At 38.3% G+C, this 24,021-nt stretch carries 20 protein-coding genes; 5 read left to right on the top strand and 15 right to left on the bottom strand.

Going from position 1 to position 24,021, the window contains the following annotated elements; all coding sequences use genetic code 11:
- Positions 1–24: 24 nt before the first annotated feature.
- Positions 25–1,149: a tRNA 2-thiouridine(34) synthase MnmA gene (gene mnmA / locus J0J35_RS04725; RefSeq protein WP_029345661.1), complete on the bottom strand. Its 1,125-nt coding sequence runs from the start codon at positions 1,147–1,149 to the stop codon at positions 25–27.
- Positions 1,150–1,309: 160 nt separating this feature from the next.
- Here mnmA and J0J35_RS04730 point away from each other — a divergent pair, with 160 nt between their 5' ends.
- Together J0J35_RS04730 and J0J35_RS04735 are read left to right on the top strand one after the other, a co-directional pair.
- Positions 1,310–2,089: a DUF4931 domain-containing protein gene (locus J0J35_RS04730; protein ID WP_206918027.1), complete on the top strand. Its 780-nt coding sequence runs from the start codon at positions 1,310–1,312 to the stop codon at positions 2,087–2,089.
- A gap of 45 nt (positions 2,090–2,134) precedes the next feature.
- Positions 2,135–4,729: a YfhO family protein gene (locus tag J0J35_RS04735; RefSeq protein WP_206918028.1), complete on the top strand. Its 2,595-nt coding sequence runs from the start codon at positions 2,135–2,137 to the stop codon at positions 4,727–4,729.
- Between the two features lie 23 nt (positions 4,730–4,752).
- Here the strand turns inward: J0J35_RS04735 and J0J35_RS04740 are convergent, their stop codons facing one another.
- From J0J35_RS04740 to sdaAB, 11 genes are all read right to left on the bottom strand, one after another.
- Positions 4,753–5,478: a GntR family transcriptional regulator, LSA1692 subfamily gene (locus J0J35_RS04740; protein WP_206918029.1), complete on the bottom strand. Its 726-nt coding sequence runs from the start codon at positions 5,476–5,478 to the stop codon at positions 4,753–4,755.
- A gap of 41 nt (positions 5,479–5,519) precedes the next feature.
- Positions 5,520–6,812, bottom strand: a complete 1,293-nt coding sequence (locus J0J35_RS04745) for a Sapep family Mn(2+)-dependent dipeptidase (RefSeq protein ID WP_206918030.1) — start codon at positions 6,810–6,812, stop codon at positions 5,520–5,522.
- Positions 6,813–6,840: 28 nt separating this feature from the next.
- Positions 6,841–7,359: a GrdB-related putative oxidoreductase gene (locus J0J35_RS04750; protein ID WP_004256263.1), complete on the bottom strand. Its 519-nt coding sequence runs from the start codon at positions 7,357–7,359 to the stop codon at positions 6,841–6,843.
- A gap of 9 nt (positions 7,360–7,368) precedes the next feature.
- Positions 7,369–8,739: a PTS sugar transporter subunit IIC gene (locus tag J0J35_RS04755; RefSeq protein WP_016170963.1), complete on the bottom strand. Its 1,371-nt coding sequence runs from the start codon at positions 8,737–8,739 to the stop codon at positions 7,369–7,371.
- Between the two features lie 16 nt (positions 8,740–8,755).
- Positions 8,756–9,706, bottom strand: a complete 951-nt coding sequence (locus tag J0J35_RS04760) for a N(4)-(beta-N-acetylglucosaminyl)-L-asparaginase (protein WP_206918032.1) — start codon at positions 9,704–9,706, stop codon at positions 8,756–8,758.
- Between the two features lie 127 nt (positions 9,707–9,833).
- Complete coding sequence (gene recQ / locus J0J35_RS04765; RefSeq protein ID WP_004256255.1) at positions 9,834–11,612, bottom strand: DNA helicase RecQ; 1,779 nt, start codon at positions 11,610–11,612, stop codon at positions 9,834–9,836.
- Between the two features lie 76 nt (positions 11,613–11,688).
- A complete protein-coding gene (locus J0J35_RS04770) occupies positions 11,689–13,776 on the bottom strand; it encodes a cation-translocating P-type ATPase (RefSeq protein ID WP_206918035.1) in 2,088 nt (695 codons plus the stop codon).
- A gap of 73 nt (positions 13,777–13,849) precedes the next feature.
- A complete protein-coding gene (locus J0J35_RS04775) occupies positions 13,850–14,059 on the bottom strand; it encodes a heavy-metal-associated domain-containing protein (protein ID WP_046400976.1) in 210 nt (69 codons plus the stop codon).
- Positions 14,060–14,074: 15 nt separating this feature from the next.
- A complete protein-coding gene (locus J0J35_RS04780; protein ID WP_004256249.1) occupies positions 14,075–14,515 on the bottom strand; it encodes a CopY/TcrY family copper transport repressor in 441 nt (146 codons plus the stop codon).
- Positions 14,516–14,658: 143 nt separating this feature from the next.
- Positions 14,659–15,531, bottom strand: coding sequence for an L-serine ammonia-lyase, iron-sulfur-dependent, subunit alpha (sdaAA, locus tag J0J35_RS04785; RefSeq protein ID WP_004256247.1), 873 nt, complete (start codon positions 15,529–15,531; stop codon positions 14,659–14,661).
- Between the two features lie 9 nt (positions 15,532–15,540).
- Positions 15,541–16,212, bottom strand: a complete 672-nt coding sequence (gene sdaAB, locus J0J35_RS04790; protein WP_004256246.1) for an L-serine ammonia-lyase, iron-sulfur-dependent subunit beta — start codon at positions 16,210–16,212, stop codon at positions 15,541–15,543.
- 278 nt (positions 16,213–16,490) lie between these two features.
- Between sdaAB and J0J35_RS04795 the strand changes: the two genes are divergently transcribed.
- Positions 16,491–18,023 carry a class I adenylate-forming enzyme family protein gene (locus tag J0J35_RS04795; RefSeq protein WP_206918039.1) on the top strand — a complete coding sequence of 511 codons (1,533 nt, stop codon included), beginning with the start codon at positions 16,491–16,493 and terminating at the stop codon, positions 18,021–18,023.
- Between the two features lie 49 nt (positions 18,024–18,072).
- On the opposite strand, the gene menA is transcribed toward J0J35_RS04795, so the two are convergent.
- Together menA and J0J35_RS04805 are read right to left on the bottom strand one after the other, a co-directional pair.
- Positions 18,073–19,032, bottom strand: coding sequence for a 1,4-dihydroxy-2-naphthoate polyprenyltransferase (gene menA, locus J0J35_RS04800; protein WP_206918040.1), 960 nt, complete (start codon positions 19,030–19,032; stop codon positions 18,073–18,075).
- Positions 19,033–19,230: 198 nt separating this feature from the next.
- Complete coding sequence (locus J0J35_RS04805; RefSeq protein WP_206918044.1) at positions 19,231–21,213, bottom strand: FAD-dependent oxidoreductase; 1,983 nt, start codon at positions 21,211–21,213, stop codon at positions 19,231–19,233.
- 254 nt (positions 21,214–21,467) lie between these two features.
- Between J0J35_RS04805 and J0J35_RS04810 the strand changes: the two genes are divergently transcribed.
- Both J0J35_RS04810 and J0J35_RS04815 read left to right on the top strand, forming a co-directional pair.
- The gene (locus tag J0J35_RS04810) at positions 21,468–21,821 is read left to right on the top strand and encodes an iron-sulfur cluster biosynthesis family protein (RefSeq protein WP_206918046.1); all 354 of its coding nucleotides are present in this window, start codon (positions 21,468–21,470) and stop codon (positions 21,819–21,821) included.
- Positions 21,822–21,955: 134 nt separating this feature from the next.
- A complete protein-coding gene (locus tag J0J35_RS04815) occupies positions 21,956–23,125 on the top strand; it encodes an AI-2E family transporter (protein ID WP_195917229.1) in 1,170 nt (389 codons plus the stop codon).
- Between the two features lie 13 nt (positions 23,126–23,138).
- Here the strand turns inward: J0J35_RS04815 and J0J35_RS04820 are convergent, their stop codons facing one another.
- Positions 23,139–23,948 carry an alpha/beta fold hydrolase gene (locus tag J0J35_RS04820; protein ID WP_046400970.1) on the bottom strand — a complete coding sequence of 270 codons (810 nt, stop codon included), beginning with the start codon at positions 23,946–23,948 and terminating at the stop codon, positions 23,139–23,141.
- Between the last annotated feature and the right edge of the window lie 73 nt (positions 23,949–24,021).

The following is a 24,021-nucleotide window of genomic DNA, read 5'->3' on the forward strand; positions in this document are numbered from 1 at the left end:
GGGTTTCCCCACGTTTCTCTTATTTTATTGGTATTGCATAATTTGGCCGTTTTTATAAGCAAAGTCAATCAAGGCCCCGCCGAGACACTCTTCACCGTCATAAAAAACAACAGCTTGTCCTGGAGTGATAGCACGTACAGGTTCATCAAATTTGACAGCAACTTTATCTCCCTTAACAGAGATTGTTACTCCTGTATCTTCTTGACGATAGCGGAACTTGGCTGTACAATGCATTTCAAATTCTTCTGGCATTGGACGAGTAAAGCTCAATTCACTGGCAGTTAAATTATCAGAATACAAATGTTCATGATGGAAACCTTGTCCAACATAGAGTGTATTTGTACTAAGATCTTTCCCTACTACAAACCACGGATCACTTGTAGTTTGACCATGTTGTCCACCAATTCCCAAACCACCACGTTGACCAATGGTATAATACATGAGACCGGCATGCGTACCCATTTCTACACCATCTAGTGTCATCATTTTACCTGAAGTGGCTGGAAGATAGTTTGTTAAAAATTCTTTAAAATTCTTTTCACCGATGAAACAGATTCCTGTTGAGTCTTTCTTCTTCGCTGTTGCAAGTCCAGCACGTTCGGCAATGGCGCGTACTTCCGGTTTTTCCAAATGACCAAGTGGAAACATTGTTTTCTTCAATTGGTCTTGTGACAATTGGCTTAGGAAATAAGTTTGGTCTTTATTATTATCCACGCCACGAAGCATATGAACTGTGCCATCTTCGTCTGTTGTTACACGCGCATAGTGGCCTGTTGCTACGTAATCAGCCCCGAGTTCCATTGCGTAATCAAGAAATGCTTTAAACTTAATTTCTTTATTACACATAACATCGGGGTTAGGTGTCCGACCTGCACGATATTCCGCCAAGAAATACTCGAATACACGGTCCCAATATTCTTTTTCAAAGTTGACAGAATAGTAAGGAATACCGATTTGATCCGCTACTGCTGCTACATCTTTGTAGTCTTCTGTAGCAGTACATACACCATTTTCGTCAGTATCATCCCAGTTTTTCATGAAAACACCAACGACATCGTAACCTTGTTCTTTCAGCATTAAAGCTGTAACTGAACTATCGACGCCACCAGACATACCGACAACGACTCTTGTTTTTGAATTATCCATTATTTGTTCACCATCTCTTTCTATTTTTATTAGATTTCCTATTTTTCTTTAGAAAAACAAAAAAGCTTACATTCAGTTGAAGGCTGAAGTAAATAATAGGTAACGATTTATTATACCAGTTTTTTCCAGAAATAAATAGACTGTGAAATGCTATAATAGAAATATGATTGAACACACAGATAATCCTTTAATTTTTAACATGGAAATCAATAAAAATAAATACGCAAACCTTGCTGAAACAAAGCGAGTTTGTCCTTTTTGCGATACACCCAATCTCAAAGATATTTTGGACAGACAAGGGCACAAAATTTGGCTTAAAAACAAATTTCCCACTGTCGAAAATTCTTTGATGACTGTGATTATTGAGTCAGATAAACACCTCGGAGATGTCTCTACCTACTCTGTTCAAGAAAATAGAGAAGTCTTTCGGTTTGCTTTTGAATGTTGGCAGAAGCTATTGGATAATCCCCAATATAAATCAGTACTTATGTTTAAAAACTTTGGCTCCCATTCTGGCGGAACATTACGTCATCCACACATGCAGATTGTTGGTTTGGAAGAGGCCGATGGTTATGAACATATCTCTCCTGAAAATTTTGAAGGTGTAACACTTAAAGAAAATAGTGTCGATATTACAATCTCTACTCGTCCGATTATGGGATTTGTAGAATTTAATGTTATCATTTCCCAACTTGAATATATCGATCATTTGGCGGATAAGGTTCAGCTTATTACACAGTATTTACTGAATGACTATATGAACGGACGCTGTGATTCTTACAATCTTTTTTTCTACAAAATGCCGGACAGCCAGCGTTATATTTGTAAGATTGTACCACGGTTTATCACTTCTCCTTACTACATCGGCTATAAAATACCTCAGGTCAACAAAGACAATCGCTTAGAAGAAATCGCAAAAGAGTTAAAAACAAAGCTGGACTAGTCCAGTTTTTCTTTTATAAATAAGAAATTAGGTTATAATAAGTGTATGTTTGATTTTATCAAGAAAAATATTTGGCTAATGCTCGGAAGTTTTATCCTCCCTGCTGGACTACTTGCGGTAGCTTTTGCCTTCCTCGGTATTTATTGGGGAAGTGACACTTCTATCCTCGCTGGTGATGCATATCATCAATATGTTGCTATTCACACGCTTTATCGGGATATTCTTCATAATAGTAACTTAGGCTTTCTCTATACTTTCACGAATGGTTTGGGGCTTAACCTTTATGCTTTCTCTGCTTACTACATGGGAAGTTTCTTCATGCCCCTTACTTATTTTTTCAATGTTCATACTATGCCAGATGCACTTTATCTGATTACACTTTTAAAGTTTGGAACGATTGGTCTCTCAAGTTTTGTTGCATTGAAAAACATGTATAAATCCATCCCCTCTCTTATCACGATGGCATTATCCACATCTTTCACCCTGATGAGCTTCTTAACGAGTCAAGTTGAAATTATCATGTGGCTCGATGTTTTCATCTGGCTTCCTCTCATCATGTGGGGCTTGCACGGACTTCAAGATTTCGGCAAGCGTAAACTGTATTACATCAGCTTAAGCCTTCTATTCATCCAAAATTACTATTTTGGCTTTATGGTTGCAATTTTCTTAGTGTTATATTTTATAGCACGTTCAACATTTACCAAGTGGTCATGGAAAAAGTTTTTTGATTTTGCGATTACTTCTATATTGTCTGCTGTAACAAGTTTAGTTATGCTTCTTCCAATGTATCTTGATTTGAAAGCAAATAATACTCAAGCTGTTTCCCAGATTAATGATTTTTGGACACAAAATTCTGCCGTTTTTGATCTTTTTTCTAAAAACTTTGTGGGAGCCTATGATACAACACAGTATAATGCTGTCCCAATGATTTATTTAGGACTCATCCCCTTCCTTCTTGCTCTTACTTTCTTCTTCCTTCCTCAAGTGAAATGGCGGACCAAAATAGCCTTCGGTGCCCTACTGGGATTTCTGACTGTCTCTTTTTATCTGCAAGTTTTAGATTTGGCGTGGCAAGGGATGCATTCTCCAAACATGTTTTTACATCGTTACGCTTTCCTTTTCTCCCTTCTCATTTTACTTATGGCCTGTGAAGTTCTCACGCGCTTCAAGTCTTTAAAACTTTGGATGACTATAGTCCCCTTTGTGCTGCTTTCCCTTGGTTTTATTGCTGCTGCTTTACTCGGAGATTATGCTTATCTCGATACGCTACAGCTTGCTCTGACTCTGCTCTTTGCCTTGGCTTATTTCTTGGTTCTTCTTACCTTCTTTAAAAAATGGCTCCCTTGGAAAGTTTTAGTTGCCATCCTTGCTTTGTTCATGTGTGCAGAAGCAGGTTTAAATGGATACTACCAGCTTGCAGGAGTTAAGAAAGAATGGAATTTTGCAAGCCGAGCTTACTACAATACCCAAACAAAATTCATTCAACCTCTCGTCCAAAATGTAGTCGAACGTTCTGTAGATACCTTTGTGCGTACAGAAAACACGGTCCCCGATACGGCAAATGATGGTATGAAATATAATTATAATGCCTTATCGCAGTTTTCTTCTGTCCGTAATAGTAATTCAAGCCGGGTCTTAGGACTTTTAGGGTTTCATACAGACAGCACCTTCCTTAATCTCCGCTACCCTGAAAACACGTTACTCATGGATTCGCTTCTTTCCATTAATTATAATATCAATCAATTTCAACCTGAGAAATACGGTTTTAAGCAAATAAAACCTTCTTTATTTGAGAATCACAATGCACAATCGGTTGGAATATTTGTAAAAGATGGTTACCAAGATGCAGCTCTGAGCAGTTCAGAAAGAGCAACAATCAGTAATCAAGAAGCCTTTCTCCATCAATTGACGCATAGTAAAGAAAAATATTTCACGCAGATTTACCCAGACTCAGAAAACAGTAACAGTACGATAAACGGTGGGAAAGAACAAGTTACACTGATTCGTAAAGTCGAAGAAGACGGCGGCGTCTCAGTGACCTATGAGCTTACCGTACCCGCACATAGTCAAGCCTATCTTGAGTTACCTAATGTAAGCTACATTAATGATAATTCAAAAATGACTACGATTACGATTCATTCAGGAAAAAAAGTTCTTCATTCTTATAATGTCAATAGTAAAGATGTTGGTAACTTTTATAATTTGGGAACTTCTGAAAAGGAAACAAAACTAACAGTGAGTGTCTCCTTCCCAGAAAACTCACAAGTTTCCTTTGGCATAACAAGATTTTGGGCTTTGGATAACACCAAATACCAAGCAGCTATGGATACTCTAAAGCAAACACAGGTGAAAACCGAACAAGTAAAAAACGGACTTCGTTTGACTTATAATAGCAACACCTCTGGTGATCTTTTCCTCACATTACCTTATGATAAAGGTTGGTCAGCCAAACTGGATGGACATTCCGTAACATTAGATAAAGCACAAGAAGGTTTCATGAAAGTTACTGCCCCTAAAGGTGAACATATTATCGAACTTACTTTCTTCCCTCAAGGCTTAAAAGCAGGGATATCATGTTTTATAGGTGGAATCGCTCTCTTTGCTCTTTATGATTACTTAAATAGAAAAAAACAGCTTTAAATGCTGTTTTTTTCTATTTAACTTTAATGCTGGCGAATCAAAGTATTCTTGAAAGAATATTTATCCGCACGATAATAAGAAATATCGTATAAGATAGGTCGAGCGTCTAAAGCAAAAGCCGTGGAGTGCACGCGGAAAACTGGACTGTTCACTTTCACTTCCAGTAACTGAGCAAGTTCCTCTGTAGCCAGAATCGCCTCAATTTCTTGGTGCGAATAGCCAATTTCTATTTTTTTCTCAATCATGGAAAACAAGGATCCAGTCAATTCTTTCTCAGTTGCTCCCGTGATTAATTGTTCTGCAAAATAGAGTTTTTCTAAAGTCATGGGTTCATTATCAAGTAAACGCAATCGCTGTAATTCCACCAGTTCTGCTGTGGTGTTCAGTGCTTTTACAACTTCCTCAGGCACTTTCTTCAATTTTTTAAAATTTAGTAAACGTGTTTGCCCAACTTTCCCCATAGCCTCTGCTGCTTCGGTAAAGGACTTCAAACCCATACCTCCACTTTGAATCTTGGGTTGTTCAATCACATAGGCGCCTTTTCCTTTTTTCTTGATTACAATTTGTTTCGTCATCAAATCTTCCATGGCTTTACGTACGGTTAAGCGACTCACGCCAAACTCCAATGCCAAATCGTATTCGGATGGAAGTTTTTGAGCAGATACATAAGTGCCCTGCTCAATTCTTTTTTTTATTTCTTGAGAAACAACTAAAAACTTTGCTTTGCTTTCTTTTCGTTCAGTATTCATTACCTTTATTTTATCACGCTTATCTTCTTTTTAAAAGTTTCTTATTGACCAAGTCTTTCAATACTTTTCATATAAATTTCTATCATTTGTTTTAAATGTTCAATCTTTATATATTCATTTTCCTTATGGGCAATTCCTTTTTCCCCCGGAAAAGATGGCCCAAAAGCTACAATATTTGGCATTGACCGCGCATAAGTCGCTCCTGTAGTTGTGACGGGTTGACCATTTAATCCTGTCACTTCTTCATAAATATTTGATAAATCTTGTATTTCTTGCTTCATCTTGTCAACGTAGGTTCCGGGCAGACTGCGAATAATTTTGAAACTTGTGTCTGGGTAAAGATTTTCGCTTAAAGCATTAATGACTTGCTCCTCTGTCACAGTTACCGGATAACGAATACTAAGTGACAGATGAATAAGATTATTTTCTCTTTTGATTTTGTATGGCGTAAGTATTAAACGCCCACTTTCTTGGTCCGCAAAAGCAATACCTACTCCTTGACCAAAATGTTTTTCATGAAAACTATGGGTGAGCCATGAGAAATAGTGCCTCAGCTCCTTATTTTCTAAATTATTTTGAAGTAAGGCTGCCAAGGCTGTAATTGCATTTTTCCCTAATTCTGGCGCATTGCTTGGCGTCCGCAATCCTTTGGCACTATAAGTTTGACGTCCACCAGAAAGTTGAATGTCATCAGGAACAAAGTCTTTAGCCATTGCACCATGAAAATCGCCCAGTGAATCCAATACACCGTGAGCAAATCTTGTCGTCAACTCAAGAGCAACAACACCTCGCTCCCCGTAAACTACTGGAAATTTGCAATCTGGTGTAAAACCAAAAACCGGTGCCTTTTCTTCTGACAAATAAAGAGGCACATCTGCTGATCCACTTTCTTCATCAGTTCCAAAAATAATGCGTATTGGTAGACGAGGTTTGAATTTTCTTTCCTTTAATAACTTCAAAGCAAATAGACAGGACAGAATTGGTCCCTTATTGTCTAACACACCTCGCCCATAGAAATAGCCTTCACGCTCCTCAAGCTTAAAGGGAGGCGATAACCAGCCTGGGCCCTCTGCAGCAACCACATCAAGATGTCCAACTACTCCAATATAATCCTCACCTTCCCCTAATTGAGCATAACCCATTGCATCTTTGACGATTTGTATTTCTAGACCATAAGATTGTGCTTTTTCCATGACATAAGCTAAAACTTGACGTGGCTCTGCTCCAAAAGGGGCACCAGCTTCGGCTTCGCCTTTGACACTGGGAATCGTAATTGCTCCTTCCAAAAGGGATACATAGTCCTCCCAATTTTGTTCAATTTCTGTCCTATACATTTTTTACCTCTTTAGAATGCTTTGCTGTTTAAAAAACGAACTGTTTATATGCTTCTCGTGACTTATTATTTTCCTTTGCCTGTAAAACTTTACAAATTGCCTTATAAGATTCATTAAGTCCGACACCACCTTTTTTTGGCATTTTTACAATATCAATTACTTCTTTGTAAGCAGAAATTAAAGCCTGGTTTTCTTCAGACATGGCACAAACTACTTTGAGAGATGTATTTTTTTGTATATCTTGAGCAAGCTCCAATGACATTTTGGAAAACTCAGGGTAGTTAAAGGAAGGTCCGCAAATCACGCCCTCAATATTAAGCCGTTGCAACATACCTTTTATCTTTCTTTGAACAACATCTGGTGCTTCCCTATAGGTTTGTTCTCCCATATAAATCGTAACCAGCAAATTTTGTTCATGCTCAGCAAGTAAGGGTTTCAAAGTCACTCCTGGTCCAATCACTTCTTTTGTAGCAGTAAGTGGAACTTTTACATCATCCTTTGTTCCCATTCCCGCTTGAATTTGATTTAAAATCATTACAAGTCTCATTCTATCCTCCTATAGATTATCAAAGCTCAACATTTCCTCTGTAATAGCTTCTAATTCTGCATCAGCAGCTTGTCGTTCTTCATTCATGTATTGTACATCCATAATTTTGATAAAAGGAATGTAGATAAATACACCAATGATAAGCAAAACGAGTTGCAAAAGTGCTCCGGCCCAGTTTGTTGCTAAGAAACCTGAAATAATAATGGGCGTAGTCCACGGAATCAAAACACCGTTGGTGATTGGCACAAGATGAAGGTTCATCATAATATAAGAAACAATAATATTAAAGGTTGGTACTAAGACAAAAGGAATAAAAATGAGAGGATTAAGTACAATAGGAAGACCAAAAATAATCGGCTCATTTATCCCAAATATACCTGGAACCAAAGCAAGCTTACCTAACTCCTTAATTCGTTTTGAACGGCAAACAATTAGCATTGCAATTAATAAAGAAAGTGTTGATCCAGCACCTCCAAAGGTTGCAAATAAGTCTTGAAATTGAGCATTTACAATATGAGGTGCTCCGGTACCATTTTTAAAATACTCTACATTTTCAAGAGAGAGTGTCAGCAGGATAGGATTAAAAACCGCACCCACGACTGAACTTCCGTTGACGCCGAAAAACCAGAAAACATGAAGAAAGATATAAGCAATAATCATCGCCCATACTGTATCTCCGAGATGGAGCAGTGGTATTTGTAAAAAGTTAAAAACTAAGTCAAAAGCATTTGTGCCAAAAATGTTCAATATCAAGTTCAGTGCAAAAAATATTAGCATGACAAAAGCGCCTGGAATCAAAGCAGCGAAGGAATCTTCAACCATTGGTGGTACACCTTCAGGCATTTTGATTACCCATTTTCTGTTCACAGCAAATTGATAAAGATTAACAGAAACAAAGGCACAGATAATCCCGATAAAAATCCCTTTTGCTCCGACCCAAGAAAGTGGGAGAGCTGTTAAAGTAGCTGATACCGGATTTGCCATCCCCTCAACTGTTACCTCTCCAGTCACAGAGTAGGGCATCAGAAGAAACCAAGACATTAAAGTAACTGCCGCTCCAAAAATGGGGTTAGCCTTAATTTCTTTCGCAAAAGAATAACCTATCCCCACAACTGCAAACACGGCCATGATCGTAAAGGTCGCATCTGCAGGCTTAGTAATCATTTCAGCTAAGGTCGTCCCGGTCTTACTGTTAATAACCGTCGTTTCCAAAAAATTAATCCATTGAGGAATAGGGAAATTTGCTAAAAGTAAAAAGAAAGATCCCGCAATCAATAGTGGTGTTGAAACGAGAAAACCATTTCTTATTGCAATAAGATACTTGTTACGTCCTATTTTTTCAGCCAGGGGCAACATAATTTTTTCAAGCTTTGAAAACATCAATTTCTCCTTCTACCTATTCGATAGGTGCTTTAATTCTTGCTTCATAAGCATCTAACCATTCTTGGCTAATGGGCTCGATTTTTGTCTTGTGATTTGCTTCTGGGTGGGCGATAAAGATTCTTGGTTCTTGTTTGTGAGTGGCCACACTAAAAGTAAATTCTACATTAGTTGCAACGCCCCAGTTTCCTTCTTTATCCAGTGCGACAAGTGAAAAAGCTCCTGCTTTACCGTACCTTTCTTTCAATTTATCTTCAAAAGAATACACAGCCTGATCACAAGCTTCTTGTGGTGTAAGCCCTTCAGACATGAGACGAACGATTTCATAGGATAAAATTCCTTTCATCAAATCTTCACCAAGTCCTGTTGCTGTAGCCCCTCCAACCTGACTATCCACATAAAAGCCGGAACCTGAGAGTGGTGAATCACCAACCCGGCCAGATTTTTTCATGAAGAGACCAGAACTTGAAGTTCCTGCCACCATTTTTCTACTACTGTCTAAGGCAACCATACCCACCGTATCATGTCCATCATAAGCCGAAAGACCTGTACGCTTCATTTCTTCTAAACGTCTCTCCCATATTTTTTTGGCGCGCTCTGTTAACATTTTTTTCTGCTTAAAGCCTGCTTCAATAGCATATTGTCTTGCGCCTGGACCAACTCGCATACTATTAAATTTTTCCTCAGATAAGGCTTTTGCTACTGCTATGGGATTAGCAATATCAGTAATGCCTGCCACTGCTCCAATTTTAAAACTATCTCCATCCATATATGCAGCATCCATTTCTAAAATTCCTGCTTCATTTGGTAGTCCACCATATCCGACAGACTTATAAAAAGGATAATCTTCAACTTCTTTTATAGCTTGTTCTAGTGCTTCTCCAGCCTCTCCTCCTTTGCTCAAAAGCTCTTCAGCTTTACAAACCCCATCATGAGCCATTCGCCACGTTGCAATAATTCCCCACATAAACACTCCTTTTTTTATTTTATATACAATCTAGTATATACTAGTTGTATATATTGTAAATTAAACGCTTACATTTGTCAAGGCACAAATAAAAATAGAGAAAGACTCATGCTTCTCTATTTTTATATTATTCTTGATTATAGATGTTTAATGCCTCTAGGAACACATGACCATACTTTTTCAACTTCACTTGACCTACACCGGAAACTTCTAAAAATGTCTCTTCGTCTAAAGGCATAATTCTTGTCATGTCTTTCAATGAAGCATCGGAAAATATCATGAAAGGAGGTACGCCTTCTGACTTGGCAATATCGAGACGTAACGTCCGTAATTCTTCAAATAACTCCAAATTAAATGTACCATTAGCTACAGACTGTTGCTTAGTAGTGCTTAAGGCTGTACGTCGCCAGACTTGCTCTCTACCTTGTAGAACAGCAATCCCACGATCAGAAACCCCAAGTAAGGGGAATTTGCCTGCGGAGACAGCTAAGTAACCTTCCCCCGCTAAAAAATCAATCAGTTCTCCAACTGCTTTTTGCGAATATCCCTTCATTATGCCAAAAGTTGAGAGTTTTTCAAAATTCCAACGTGCTAAGTTTTTATTTTTAGAGCCTACTAAAACTTGTGCGACTGCTGTTTTTCCGAAACGTTGTTCCATCCGAATAACACAAGACATAACTTTTTGTGCATCAAGCGTAACATCTGTACGCTCCCGGTCGTCTAAACAGTTTGAGCACTTATGACAGTCCTCTCCCGCATCACCAAAATACTGTAAAATATAACCCTGCAAGCAAGTTTCTGAGCTTGTATAAGCTTGCATCTGCCTTAGTTTTTCGTATTCTTGCTCCTTATGTTGCTCACTCCCTTCGCCTTGCTCGATCAAGAAGTTTCTGAGACGAACATCATTGGGCGAAAATAATAAGATAGCATCCGAATCAAGTCCATCTCGTCCTGCACGACCTGCTTCTTGATAGTAGGCTTCAATAGTAGCAGGCATCCCATAATGAATTACAAAACGAACATTGCTCTTATTTATCCCCATTCCAAAAGCATTGGTTGCCACCATAATAGGAACTTCATCATAAAGGAAATCTTCTTGGTTTTTTTGGCGCTCTCCCTCAGCTAAACCGGCATGATAACGTTTAGCAGGAAAATTATTTCGGTTTAACCATTCCGTAACTTCTTCTACTTCTTTACGTGTGTTGGCATAGATAATGCCTGATTCGTCAGTATGTTCTTTTAAGTAGGACTTTAAAAAGTCACGTTTATCTTTTCCTTTAACAACTTCAAAGCGTAAGTTTTCGCGTAAAAAACCTGTTTTAACAGTGTTGTCTTCAGAGATTTGTAATAAGTCTTGAATATCTGCAGATACCCGAGGTGTGGCTGTAGCTGTTAGTGCTAAGATTGTTGGTGAAGTAGGCAAATCAGCCAATCGTTTCGCAAAAGTAACATAAGAAGGTCTAAAATCATGTCCCCATTGAGAGATACAGTGTGCTTCATCAATTGCAACCAAATCAATAGGAAGGTGTTGCAAAAAATAGTTAAAAGATTCTAATTCAAACCGTTCAGGAGCAACAAACAAGATTTTAACCTCGCCATTTTCGATCTGTTGCATTCGGAAATAAGCTTCTTGCTCATCTACTGTCGAATTAATAAATGTTGCTGGTATATTTGCAATATTTAGCTGATCCACCTGATCCTTCATCAGGGAAATTAAAGGCGAGACCACAAGAGTAACGCCTTCTTGTAAAAGGGCAGGTAATTGATAGCAAATGGATTTCCCTGCACCTGTCGGCAATATCCCCAGAGTATCTTTTCCCTGTAGAACTTGCTCTATTATTTGTTTTTGACCTTGACGGAAACTTTCGTAGCCAAATATTTCCTTGAGTTTTGCTTCTAAATTCATCTTTTCCTATTATACGTTTAATACTAAAAAAATTCACGAACAAAAGTGAATTTTTTTCTTTTATTTTTAGAGTACCTCAAATTTTTGTTTTAGTCAAAAGTAAGGAATTCAAAATTACGGAAACGCTAGACAAGCTCATTGCCGCTGCAGCAATCATTGGATTGAGTAATCCAAAAGCTGCCAGCGGGATACCAATAATATTGTAAATGAAGGCCCAAAAATAATTTTGTTTGATTTTACTTAAGGTTTTTCGAGATATCTTAAAGAGATCGAGTAATTTATGGATTTTACCACCCATAATGGTCACATCTCCTGCTTCCATCGCAATATCTGAGCCTGTTGCCATGGCAACACCCACAGTACTACTTGCTAATGCAATAGCATCGTTTATTCCGTCGCCTACCATAATGGAATGTGAAGTTTCTTGGACAATTTTAGCTTTGTCTTCAGGTGATAGATTACTTTTTACTTCATCCAATTTGACAATTTCTTGGATTTTTTTAGCAGAATCTTCATTGTCCCCTGTCAACATCACAGTTTTAATGCCGGCTTTTTTCAGTGCAGCTACGGTCTGCACACTTTCTTGCTTAATTGAAGATTTAAAGGTTGCTGTAGCTATATGGCTTACATCATCCGCAAGATAAATAACAGTATCTGTGCTTGATGTGACATCGTACCCATGCTCTTCCATAAGTTTTGCATTTCCTGCATAATATTGACGGCCATTTATTTCTCCTGAAAGTCCACGACCAGCAATTTCTTTAAGGTTTTCTACGGGGTAGATTTCCGCAGCTTTTACGGCTTGAGCTAACGGATGGTGCGAATGACTTTCTAAACTTGCTAAAATTTTAAATGATTCATCGTTGCCCTCAAATTGAGACAACTCAAATTCACCTGTCGTAATCGTCCCTGTCTTATCAAAGAAAACTGTTGTCACGCTATTTGTCAGTTCTAAAGCATTGGCATTTTTCAACAGCAAGCCATTCTTAGCAGCAAGTCCTGTTCCTGAAATAATCGCGGTTGGTGTCGCTAAACCAAGCGCACATGGGCAAGCAATAACCAATGTTGCCACAGCATGCATAATGGCAGTCAATAATGTCCCAGTAATAGCCCATGTTGCTACAAAAGTCACAAGTGAAATGACCAAAACAATTGGAACAAAGACATTTGAGATTTTATCCGCGAATTTTTGAATATCAGGTTTTGAGGCTTGCGCTTCTTCCATCATTTCAACCATCCGAGAAATAGTCGAATCGTTAACATCTCGAACAACAACAGCTTTAATGGAACCGTCTAAATTCACAGCCCCTTCAAATAGTGTATCATCGTCTGCTTTGACAACAGGTAAAGATTCGCCAGTCAAGTGACTTTCGTCAAAAGATGCTTTACCTTTAAGGATCATTGCATCCAAAGGTACCTTCTCTCCCGGATAAATTTGAATAACATCCCCGATTTGGACTTCTTCAAGCGGGCGCTCACCTTCTTCTGTGTGAACCATTTTAACCCTACTACTCATCAAGCTCGTGATTGCCTGACTTGTTTTTTCTTTAGCATTGTGCTCAAGTACTTTTCCTAAAACAACCAAGGTAATAATAACCATAGCTGATTCAAAATTCAAAGCATTCTCTTGTCCTAAAAATACCGCTAAAATTAAACTCGAAAAATATGCAACGCTAGTTCCGAGTGCTACTAGAACATCCATATTTGCATTTCCATTTTTCAATGCATGATAAGCGCCGACGTAAAAGCGCCAACCGATAATAAACTGAACAGGTGTTGCGAGAATAAGTTGTAAAACAGGATTGTGTAGAAACATCAAATAGTGTGTGCCCAATACTCCTTCAAACATAGCAAGTACTAAAGGCAGAGTCAAAATTACTGACACGATCAATGACAATCGTAAATTACGATTCCTTCTACGCGCTTGAGCTGCAATTTTTTCTTGATGTGCTTTATCGTTTACAATAGCACCATAGCCCACCTTTTCAACTATATTGATCACATCTTGATCATTAATGCTATCATCAAAAATGACTTTTGCTTTTTCAGTTGCCAAGTTAACTGTTGCTTCTTGGATTTTATTCGAGTTATTCAATGCTTTGGATACGGTATTCACACAGTTTGCACAGGTCATACCCGTGATGACAAAGTTTTGACTTCTCATTTTCTACTCCTTCATTAGATTTACAAATGTAAACATTGTGTTCCAGAGAAAACTGCCCCTAAGGACAGCCTTCTTATTTTACTAATTCGTAGCCAGCTTCTTTAACAGCCATTGCTAAATCATCTACGGGTGTTGTCGCTGCATCGAATTTCACAAGTGCTTCATTCTTTTTTAAAGAGACTTTTGCGGATTTCACACCAGTAAGCCCTTCGAGTGCTGAAGTCACATGCATTGCACAGTGATCACAAGTCATACCTTTGATTACGAATTTTTCTTTTTCCATTATCTCTCCTCCATATTAGCTGACGTGTTGGCAGCTGCAAGAATTAAAATTTTCTAAACAAGTACAAGTTGTTTCTTGAACTGTTTCTTTATTTTTTAACGCTTCTTGCAAACTTGCTACATCTTCTGAAGTCAAGTTTGACAAGGCGATCATATCGGCTAAGAGCTTCACTTGTTTTGTTTCACAAACTTTTTCAAGTAAAGACTGTCCCATCATTTGAATAGCTGTACATTCTGCCATTAAAGGGCGATAAACAAACTTACGACCTTCTTTTTCAGTACTTAGCATTCCCTTTTTCACGAGGCGCCCCAGCAAAGTTTTAACTGTTGCTAGAGACCAATCCAAATCGGGCGAAATTTGACAAGAAATCTCATCAACTCGTGCTTCGCCGAGCGACCATATAACACGCATAACAATCAATTCTGCATTTGATATATTAAATTCTGTTTCGTTCATTGGCGCTCCTTACTTTATTTTTACTACAACTACAGTTTACAACTGTAAACTATAAATGTCAAGTCACAACTCTGTATTATAAATAAAAAAACCCTTTAAGGCAAGTATAGACTTTCAAAAAGGGTCGTTTATTTTCAATATTATTATTTTCCGTCACCAAAGATGCGTTCCATAATTTCACGTCCTGTTGGCGTTGCAGCAAGCCCACCTTCACCAGTTTCACGGTGAGCAGAAGGCAGTGAGCGTCCTACATTGTACATACATGTAATCACTTCATCAACCGGTATAACTGTTTTAACACCAGCTAAAGCCATATCGGCAGAAATCATCGCCTGAGAAGCCCCCATAGCGTTACGATGGACACAAGGAATTTCTACTAAACCTGCGACAGGGTCACAAATCAGGCCCAACATATTTTGGAGTGTCAAGGCTAAAGCTATTCCGGCTTGCTCGCCCGTACCTCCAGCCATGATAACCAAAGCGGCTGCGGACATGGCCGATGCCGACCCAACTTCTGCTTGACATCCTCCTTCAGCACCTGCAATCGTTGCATTGTTTGCGATTGCTAAACCAAAAGCACCAGCTGTAAAGATAAATTCTACCTGCTGCTCATGTGTAAGCCCTAACTTCTTCGTTGCTGCAGAGAGCACACCAGGTAGACATCCAGCTGACCCAGCTGTCGGTGTCGCACAGATGAGTCCCATCTGAGCATTGACTTCATTTACAGCTACGCCATCACGCGCTGCTCCTAAAATAACATCACCTGATATCGCTTTTCCTGATTTAATGTATTCATCCATCTTCTTGGCATCGCCACCTGTAAGTCCTGTTGTTGATTTATTTCCAAGTAGTCCTTCCTCAATTGATGACATCATTGTTGCCAAGTTATGTTCCATCATCTCAATGATTTGTTCACGGCTCGCACCGGTTTGTTCTATTTCTTCTGCAATCATCAATTCAGCAATTGATGGATATGCTTTTGCATCTTCAAGCAGTTCTTGTACATTTGAAAACATAATTACCCCTTATTTAAAGAAATTTACAGCAGAAAGTTTCGGAATGTGTTTCATTTCCTCAAAAGCTTCTTCGACATCGAAACTGTCTACTTCCATAATCATGATTGCTTTTTCACCTTTAGCTTCACGTGTCAAATTCATTTGTGCCACGTTAATATCATGCTTTTCAAAAATAGCTCCGAGACGCGCCAAAATACCTGGTGCATCTTGATGGACAATAACAAAAGTTGGCATCCCTGCTGAAATAGAAATATCGAAACCATTGAGTTCGGTCACTTGAATCAAGCCCCCGCCAATAGAAATCCCTGTGACGCTCATGTCACGGTCCCCTTTTTTCAAAATCAGACGCGCTGTGTTAGGATGGTCTGCCTTATCTTCTGGATGAGGCACATATGTCACTTCCATCCCTTCTTCGTGAGCAATGCGCGGTGCATCTCGTAAGCGAGGATCATCAGGATCCATACCTAAAACACCAGCAACCAAAGCAACATCTGTTCCATGTCCACGATAAGTTTTGGCAAAACTCTCATACAAATGAATCTCAACCTTCTCGGGCAATTCGCCAAAAATTGAACGAATAATCTTTCCTATACGGGCAGCACCGGCAGTGTGAGAACTACTGGGACCAACCATTACAGGACCAATAATGTCAAATACACTTTTGTAACGTAAATTTTCCATATTTCCTCCGCAACTTTGCTCAGCAAAGCTTTTCGTTCGAATTTTTTATATTCCAACGAAACAATTTATTCTTAAAATCATTATAACACTAATACGCTTTCATATCTATATAAAACTGGGGCTGTAGCAAAAAGATAAGTTTGCTAATTTTCCCATTTTACGTGGACTTTTCAGACTATTCTTTAATGATTAAAAATGCAAAAAGGACATTTTTTTCTCAATTCTCGCTGATAGTTTGTGATATAATAAACTTTAGAAAAATAGAAAGAGAGATTTCAATGAAATTCAATCACAAACCTCTGAATCTTTATGTAAATTTCAAAGAATCTGCTGAAAAGTTCCCCAAAAGTCGTTTTATTTTCGATAAAAAGTTAAACGCTTTCCCGGAATTAGAGCTTGAAACAAATTATCAAAGCGTTCACGAAGCAGTCTTGCAAAAAGCTTATAATTTGTCAGCCTTGGGAATAAAAAAAGAAGACAAGGTCATCATTTTTAAATCAAGTGCTTTTGACACTTATCTTCTTGCCGTTGCTGTGTCCTATCTGGGTGCTGTGCCTGCAATGATTTCCCATCACTTTTCTACACCAGTAATGGATACTCTTGCTGCACGCCTTGAAACTCCTTGGCTCATTTTTGATGAAGATACAGATGCTGTCGTTCAGGAATTAAAAAATGTAAACGAAGATCACAAACTCTTTGTTTCTGACTTTGCTTCAATCACTAATAGTCCTGAGGTAAGCAATCAACAATTAGCTACGGATGAGATTGCTTATCTCACACATACCTCAGGTACTACTGGAATTCCGAAACTGATTGCACACTCAGCTCAATCTATGGGCTGGCGTTGGGTCTTGCAACGTACAGTAATGGATTGGATGCCAGACAAATCTTCACTGTTGGCATTCCATATTTCACCTGTTCATTCCCGCTTTAACATTGGTATATCATCAGCCATGACCTTTGGCTTTGATCTTATGCCACTTTCTAATTTAGAAAAAAATACTGTGCTTAGCATGTTTGAAAAATATCGCCCTACAGCTTTTGAAACACACCCAAACCATTTTGTTCGTCTAGCAAATGTTGTAAAGGAAACACCCGAGGCCTTTGCTTCTATTTGCTATCTCCACTCTACTTTTGATGCAATTAACAAAGATACGATGCATACTTTCCTTGCGGCTTCTAAAGAGGAAAATCCTGTTTTCTTGCAAATCTACGGTCAGTCTGAATGCGGTCCAATGATTTGGAAAAAACACCGCCTTAGTACCTTACCAAGTACGAATGCTCGTGAAATGGGCATCGGCATGCCTGGACTTTCCCAAGCGCGCGTAACAGATGCTGACGGAAATGTTGTTCCTGCTGGTACACCTGGTCATATTCATTTCCTCTCTAAAGGACGTGCTCTTACTTACTATAAAGAGGATAGTCGTTTTGCTGAAGAAGTTTATGGCGACTGGTGGGATACAGGCGACTGGGGGATTATGGATGAAAATGGTGTGCTCTTCCTCTATGATCGTCAAGTTGATCTCATTGATAAGGTGGAGTCAAACTTAGCCATTGAAGATCTCCTCCTCGATCAACACGACTTTCTTGACGAAGTAATAATTATCCGCGATGCTTCTGGACATCCTCAACCTATTTTGGCGCTTGCCGAAGGTAAAGAAATGGACTGGAAAGCTTGGTGGTCTTCTATCATTGACATGCCATTCCTAAATGAGCCGCTTCTCATGGACTATGATGCAATACCTCGTACAGCCACAATGAAAGTTCAAAGATTAGCTCTTGAGCGTGAACTTGCAGCAGCTAAAAAATAAATATCATATACAAAAAGGTAGTTCCCAAGAGGAAACTACCTTTTTTAAATTATTTTGCTACTGCTTGCCACAGAAGCGATAAAAGGAGAGAGAAAGCATAAGAGCTATTAAATAAAACCATATTTTTTAAAGAATAAACAAAGCTATAAGGCGCAGGAACTTCTGCTGCATGGTGTTTCAAGTTCTTCTGAATTATCGGAAAGGAAAGAACAGTCAATAATGTTGGCCATTCAAAAATTCCAATGAAAAAACCTAAAATAATGAAGAAATATGCACTGTACATAAGCAGTTGAAAAAGCTGAATACCTTGTTTACGTCCAATATAATAAACTAAAGTATAACGATGGTTTTTAATATCTGTATCCAAATCACGCAAGTTGTTAGCCAGCATAATATTTGCAATCGTAAAGACTAACGGTAAACTCGCAATTACCATTGCTATAGCACCAACTATATCTCCAGAAAGCGCAAAAGAGTTTGCCGCAAAGTTGAGATCAAGTTTAAAAATAGGATTTTCTGCACTATTGATGAGAATCACCATTGCAAAGATTCCAAATCCCATTGTTCCACCGGAAAAGATTTCACCCAATGGCATACGAGAAAGAGGTATCGGACCATAAGTATAAAAAACGCCGATAAAGAAGACGATGCCTCCCAGCACCAAAAAGAGCCAGCCCGTAAAATAAGCCAAAAGGAAACCCAAACCCAGGCTGACAAGAACCATGAATACTATCAAATTTCTAACAAAATGTGGTGACAGATTAGCTTTACCAATAATATTTTCTTGTTTTTGATAAATTTCATCTTTAGCTTTTTGAAAATCTTGATAATTGTTAATCGCTGTTACCGTCATATCAAAAATAAGCATAGCCAATAAAAAAAGAAACGATAGGCCAGCGTTAAATGTTTTAAAATAACTCAGACTGAAAAGTAAGCCAATAATATAAGGAAATATACTGGCAATTTTGGTTTTAATTTCAACAAGTTCTAAAAATGTTTTAAATGTCATAAAGCGTTTGGGATATCCTTCACTATATTTTCTTTGGTTTTCAAACAATCAAACTTCCTAGATGTTTAATTCTTCTTAGGATGCTCATCTTTTCCAGACAGCATGAACACTCTATATTATAGCTGATAAATGCTCCAGAATCAATTTCCGAAGGAATTTCTCAGAAATAAAAAATAGCTCTAATGAGCTATTTTTTAATTAACGTCCTTTATAAATTGAACGAGATTTACCATACCATACTTGGGTAAGTATTTTTTGAATCCAAGGTTGAACCCATTTATCTAAACCAAATGCGCGGCCTGAACCGTTCATTAAGGCAATTGCTACTGGAATAAACCAGATGTTTACCCAGAAGAACATACCAGATAGTGCGAACATCACTGTCAATGCTGCAGTTACAGCTGATGCAATCCAAGTAAAGAGACCAAAGATAATAGCAAGAGCAAGTAAAACTTCAACGATAGACATGAATTTTTGCATGAACAATGCAACATCACGATTTGGAATCATGAACTTAAAGATAGGTTCCATCCAATGTGGTACTTTTTCAAGTACTGGCATTGGCTCTGTACCATAAGCATATGAGAGACCCCATTCTGTCGCTTTGTGTGCAGCTTCTGCTCCACCACTAGCAGCAGCGCCAGTTGCACCAGCAGCAGCATCTGCAGCTTTAGTTGCAGCTTCACCTGTTGCGCCAGCAGCAGCATCTGCATGTTTAGGCACTTCTTGCAACCAAGCAAATGGGAATTTAAGATCGTCTGTGAACCAAGAACCTTTACCAAACCAAGTTGTAGGATTAAAGAGTTGACCTTCACCAACAATTTTCTTCATTGCTTCTGTCAACCAAACAAGACCATAGAAGATACGAAGTGGTACAGCCCAGAGTACGTTACCTAAACGTGAAGTGTGACCACGCATGAAGTTACGATCATCTTTTGTACGGAAAACTTCATCCAAAGCATAACGCCAGAAATAATGAGCGGAACGAATTTGCAATGTGTAGATAAAGTAAACAATGTTTTTCATCACCATTGCCCAGAAACCTGTCAAACGCATGTTCCCGACTTTAGCAACACCCCAAGTTGAACCGATAGAAACCATTGTTCCTTGGTATTTGCTTTCGTGTTTATGTTTGCTTCCACCGTTAATATCTGCGATGATATTTGAAGCTGCTGTGTGCGCTGTTTGCTCTGCCGCTTCAACGATTTGTGGTGTTGGACGACCTGTATCAGGTTCGATATAACCTGAAACGTCTCCTGCTACATAGATACCTTTATCTTCAAAACCAACTGCTTCCATAAATTCATTGGCTTGGAGACGATGTCCACGTTCTGTTTCGTTAAGATTAGTCTGTGCTGCTGTATTCCCTTGAACACCTGTAGTCCAAATCAATGTGTGTGTTGGGATTTCTTTTGAAACTTTTTCTTCGTCTCGTCCACCAACATTTACTTTGATGTGATCTTCTGCAACTTCAACGATACCGTGATTTGTCAATACATTGACATTTTTCTTTTCAAGATATGCGTGTGCACGGTCTGCTTGTTTGCGGTCCAATGTGTTCAAGATTGTTGGCATCATTTCAACAACGTTGATTGTGATTTCTTCCTCAGGAATTTTCCAATCTGTTGAAACCTTCTTACGCCAGTCAATCAATTCACCAGCCATTTCAATCCCTGTGAAACCTGATCCTGCAACAGAGATAGTCAAAAGTGCACGGCGTTTTTCATCGTCAACTTCTGTTGAACCATATTGAACAACAGTTTCAAGTTGACGTTTGATACGCATAGCATCTTCGAGTGACCAAAGAGTAAAACCGTGTTCTTTAACACCAGGTACCCCAAAGTCGTTAGGTTCACCACCAAGAGCAACTACAACATAGTCATAGTCGTAGCTTCCTTGTTCAGTGATAACCTTTTTGTTATCTTTATCAAGACTGACAACAGCATCAGTTACAAGGCTCACATTTTTACGTTTTCCCAAAAGTTTTTGGAAGTCATATTGAACTGTTGTGAATGGCACACGTCCTGCTGCAACTTCATGAAGTTGCGTCATAGATGTATGATAACTGTGTTTGTCAATCAAAGTGATGTCAGCATTCGCTTTAAGCTTTTTCGAAAGCTCACGTGTTGCATGAACCCCAGCAACACCACCACCGATGACTACGATTTTTTTCTTAGTCATTTAAAATCGGTCTCCTACTAGTAATATAATAATGAAAAAAATTTCCATCTAACATTATATCGCTTTCATGCTGCTTTGTAAAGTCCGACATTGTGCTTCTACTAAGTAAGCGGACAAATAAAAGTTAGTTGACGAATTTATACATACCCTATCCTCTTTTTAAAGTCAAAATTAAAAAATTTATAAGAGTACGTAGCTTCTTTTTTCAAGCTGAATTGCTGCATATTCCCCTAGCTATGTAGTACAATAATTTTATGAAGCTTACATTTGATGATACTATCACCAAGCGCCTATTAGCGCTTATTGAAGATGAGCCTGCTGACTTTGTCTTAGACTTTGATCATACTTTAAGTAATGAGACACTCCCAAGCAGCTGTTGTGGCATTACACGTTATCGTATTGTTGCCGTTAATAAAGGAGAAGTTCCTAAAGTTTTTGATGGGAAAATCAGCTCACCTTTAGGTGATTTCTACTGCAAGGCTTGGGGGATGATGTATTTTGATGAAAATATGCGTGTCCGTATTACGGCCAATCATTTGATTGAGATTATGGGCGATGGCGAAAAGATAGCCCCACATATTGAAATTGTTGACTATCGTCACCAATAAATAGTTATCCTATTTTTGTCCAAACTACAGAAATTTTCTGTGGTTTTTTCTTAAAATAATTGACAGAGTTTTCTAATGATATTACAATAAAAGGAACTACTTTATATCAAGTTACCCGAAAGGACATCTCGCCCATGGGAAAAATAAAAATCAACTGGAACCTTTGGCTTAACGGACTACTTTTTTTCGTTGTGCTTTTCTTACTTTTTAATGTCATTTCAAACATTACCCCAATTACAAAAAGCATTGGCAATTTTTTACAAATTCTCTCTCCTCTGTTTCTCGGAGCAATCGTTGCATACTTTTTAGATAAACCTATTCATAAACTTAGCTTGCTTTTTAGACGTTTGAATGTAAAATTTATCCAACATCATGCAAGAAAATTTAGTATTTTTGTCACTTATATGATTTTCTTACTTCTCCTCTTTTTTGTTATTTATTATCTCTTTCCCATTGTGGTTCGTAACTTACTCGAGTTTCTACGCTTATTACCTACGATTTACCAAAACATTTATCAATGGCTCAGCAGTAATCAATTTCAAGAGTTAGATAATTTTTTACAAATCGAAGACTCTATTCGCTCTTTTGTCAATGCGTTTAGTGCACAGGACGCCGCACGCTACATTACCAGCGGCATTGAATCTCTGAGTACCTTTACTTTCACACTTGCTTCACAGCTTTTCCGTATTGTTGTTGGCATTATCATTTCAATTTATCTTTTGTTATATAAAGAAAGTATCTTACAGATTCTCTCCCGCTTTGGGAAGATTTCTGCTAAGCAGGAGCATCTCCAAGCAATAAAATATTATCTTCGCCAAACAGATATTATCTTCTATAAATTTATTTCCACACAATTCATTGATGCATGCATCATGTGGATTTCATCCACGTTCTTACTATTTATCCTCCACATAACGGGCGTTGCTCATAATCCCTTCTCAGTGGCCTTAGGTTTGCTTATTGGTATTTGCAACATGATTCCTTATTTTGGTTCAATCTTTGCTTCGATTGTCGCAATGATTATCGCTTTTTTTACCGGCGGTTGGGAAGCAGGGCTTGTTACGATTATTATGCTCATCATCCTTCAGCAAATTGATGGAAATATCATCGGACCAAAACTAATGAGTGGTGCTTTGAATGTTAACCCCATTATCGTTATTATCTCTATCTCGATTGGCGGCGCTTATTTTGGTATATTAGGCATGTTCGTCGCTGTACCTGTCGCAGCCTTACTTAAAATTATTTTTATGGAGTATTTAGAGGCTAAGGAAAGTAAACTTTCTCTCACTCCTCACGAAAAATAAAAAAGAGTTATTTCTAACTCTTTTTTTCTTGGACTTTTTGAATAAAATTAAGGAGTTTTTGGTTAAAAGCCTCAATATTTTCCACATGAAGAATATGACCACAATCTGCAAAAATACTTACCTCTGATTGTGCGTTATGCTGTAGGTTCCGTGCTGCCTGAGCATGTTCTGGAGGAAAAATAGGCGAACACCCACCAGCAAAGAACAAATGGGGAACCGTTTCGCGCGTAAGATTCTGACGCCAATCTTGAGTAATCACATTTTGAAGCAAGGCTTGGTGCTTTTGAAAATTAAATGGCAACATCCCTTTACCTAACACACGTTTTACTTGATCTGTCAATTGACGATGAGTTAATTTTGTGCGCGGAAAATCTTTAATAAAATCAGATAATTCACCAAGAGTTTTACCTGTTTGTCCATCTAACCAGTCTGGCGCTCTCATAAATGTAGGTGCTTGATCCTCTGTTACGATTGCTGTTAACTTTCCGTCTGTAAAAAGCTCTTCATATGCCATAATGGTCGCTGCTCCCATCGAGTGTCCAACCAATATAGGTCGAGAAAGTTGCAGAGCATTCATCAACTCTTCTAAATCAGTCGCCAAACGATGTAAGGTCATCCCATAATCTACTTCTTGGCTTTGTCCATGACTCCGGTGATCATAAGTGACTACACGATAACCTGCAGCAACAAAATAATCGACTTGAAAAGCCCAAGTAACTTCGCTCGCCGAATAGCCGTTAATAAAAACTATTGCTTGATTTTCTGTTGCTCCATAGCTATGATAATTGATCTGAACTCCATCATTTGTTGTATAAAAAGGCATTGTTTCTTCTTTCTATTGCTCAATCTTTTACTGTACATTTCTGACAGCAAAACTATTCATATTGTAGCAAAAA

It is taken from the genome of Lactococcus sp. LG606 (assembly GCF_017309645.1).
GTDB lineage: Bacteria > Bacillota > Bacilli > Lactobacillales > Streptococcaceae > Lactococcus > Lactococcus petauri.

Bases quoted from the DNA above. Each gene is read 5' to 3' on its own strand.
- J0J35_RS04810 (WP_206918046.1), top strand. From the start codon at position 21,468: ATGAAGCTTACATTTGATGATACTATCACCAAGCGCCTATTAGCGCTT.
- J0J35_RS04735 (WP_206918028.1), top strand. From the start codon at position 2,135: ATGTTTGATTTTATCAAGAAAAATATTTGGCTAATGCTCGGAAGTTTT.
- J0J35_RS04815 (WP_195917229.1), top strand. From the start codon at position 21,956: ATGGGAAAAATAAAAATCAACTGGAACCTTTGGCTTAACGGACTACTT.
- J0J35_RS04780 (WP_004256249.1), bottom strand. From the start codon at position 14,515: ATGAACGAAACAGAATTTAATATATCAAATGCAGAATTGATTGTTATG.
- J0J35_RS04750 (WP_004256263.1), bottom strand. From the start codon at position 7,359: ATGAGACTTGTAATGATTTTAAATCAAATTCAAGCGGGAATGGGAACA.
- J0J35_RS04760 (WP_206918032.1), bottom strand. From the start codon at position 9,706: ATGTGGGGAATTATTGCAACGTGGCGAATGGCTCATGATGGGGTTTGT.
- J0J35_RS04755 (WP_016170963.1), bottom strand. From the start codon at position 8,739: ATGTTTTCAAAGCTTGAAAAAATTATGTTGCCCCTGGCTGAAAAAATA.
- J0J35_RS04820 (WP_046400970.1), bottom strand. From the start codon at position 23,948: ATGCCTTTTTATACAACAAATGATGGAGTTCAGATCAATTATCATAGC.
- menA (WP_206918040.1), bottom strand. From the start codon at position 19,032: ATGACATTTAAAACATTTTTAGAACTTGTTGAAATTAAAACCAAAATT.
- sdaAA (WP_004256247.1), bottom strand. From the start codon at position 15,531: ATGTTTTCAAATGTACAAGAACTGCTTGAAGATGCAAAAGCATATCCA.
- sdaAB (WP_004256246.1), bottom strand. From the start codon at position 16,212: ATGGAAAATTTACGTTACAAAAGTGTATTTGACATTATTGGTCCTGTA.
- J0J35_RS04745 (WP_206918030.1), bottom strand. From the start codon at position 6,812: ATGTATAGGACAGAAATTGAACAAAATTGGGAGGACTATGTATCCCTT.
- J0J35_RS04740 (WP_206918029.1), bottom strand. From the start codon at position 5,478: ATGAATACTGAACGAAAAGAAAGCAAAGCAAAGTTTTTAGTTGTTTCT.
- J0J35_RS04770 (WP_206918035.1), bottom strand. From the start codon at position 13,776: ATGAGAAGTCAAAACTTTGTCATCACGGGTATGACCTGTGCAAACTGT.
- J0J35_RS04775 (WP_046400976.1), bottom strand. From the start codon at position 14,059: ATGGAAAAAGAAAAATTCGTAATCAAAGGTATGACTTGTGATCACTGT.
- J0J35_RS04805 (WP_206918044.1), bottom strand. From the start codon at position 21,213: ATGACTAAGAAAAAAATCGTAGTCATCGGTGGTGGTGTTGCTGGGGTT.
- recQ (WP_004256255.1), bottom strand. From the start codon at position 11,612: ATGAATTTAGAAGCAAAACTCAAGGAAATATTTGGCTACGAAAGTTTC.
- J0J35_RS04730 (WP_206918027.1), top strand. From the start codon at position 1,310: ATGATTGAACACACAGATAATCCTTTAATTTTTAACATGGAAATCAAT.
- J0J35_RS04795 (WP_206918039.1), top strand. From the start codon at position 16,491: ATGAAATTCAATCACAAACCTCTGAATCTTTATGTAAATTTCAAAGAA.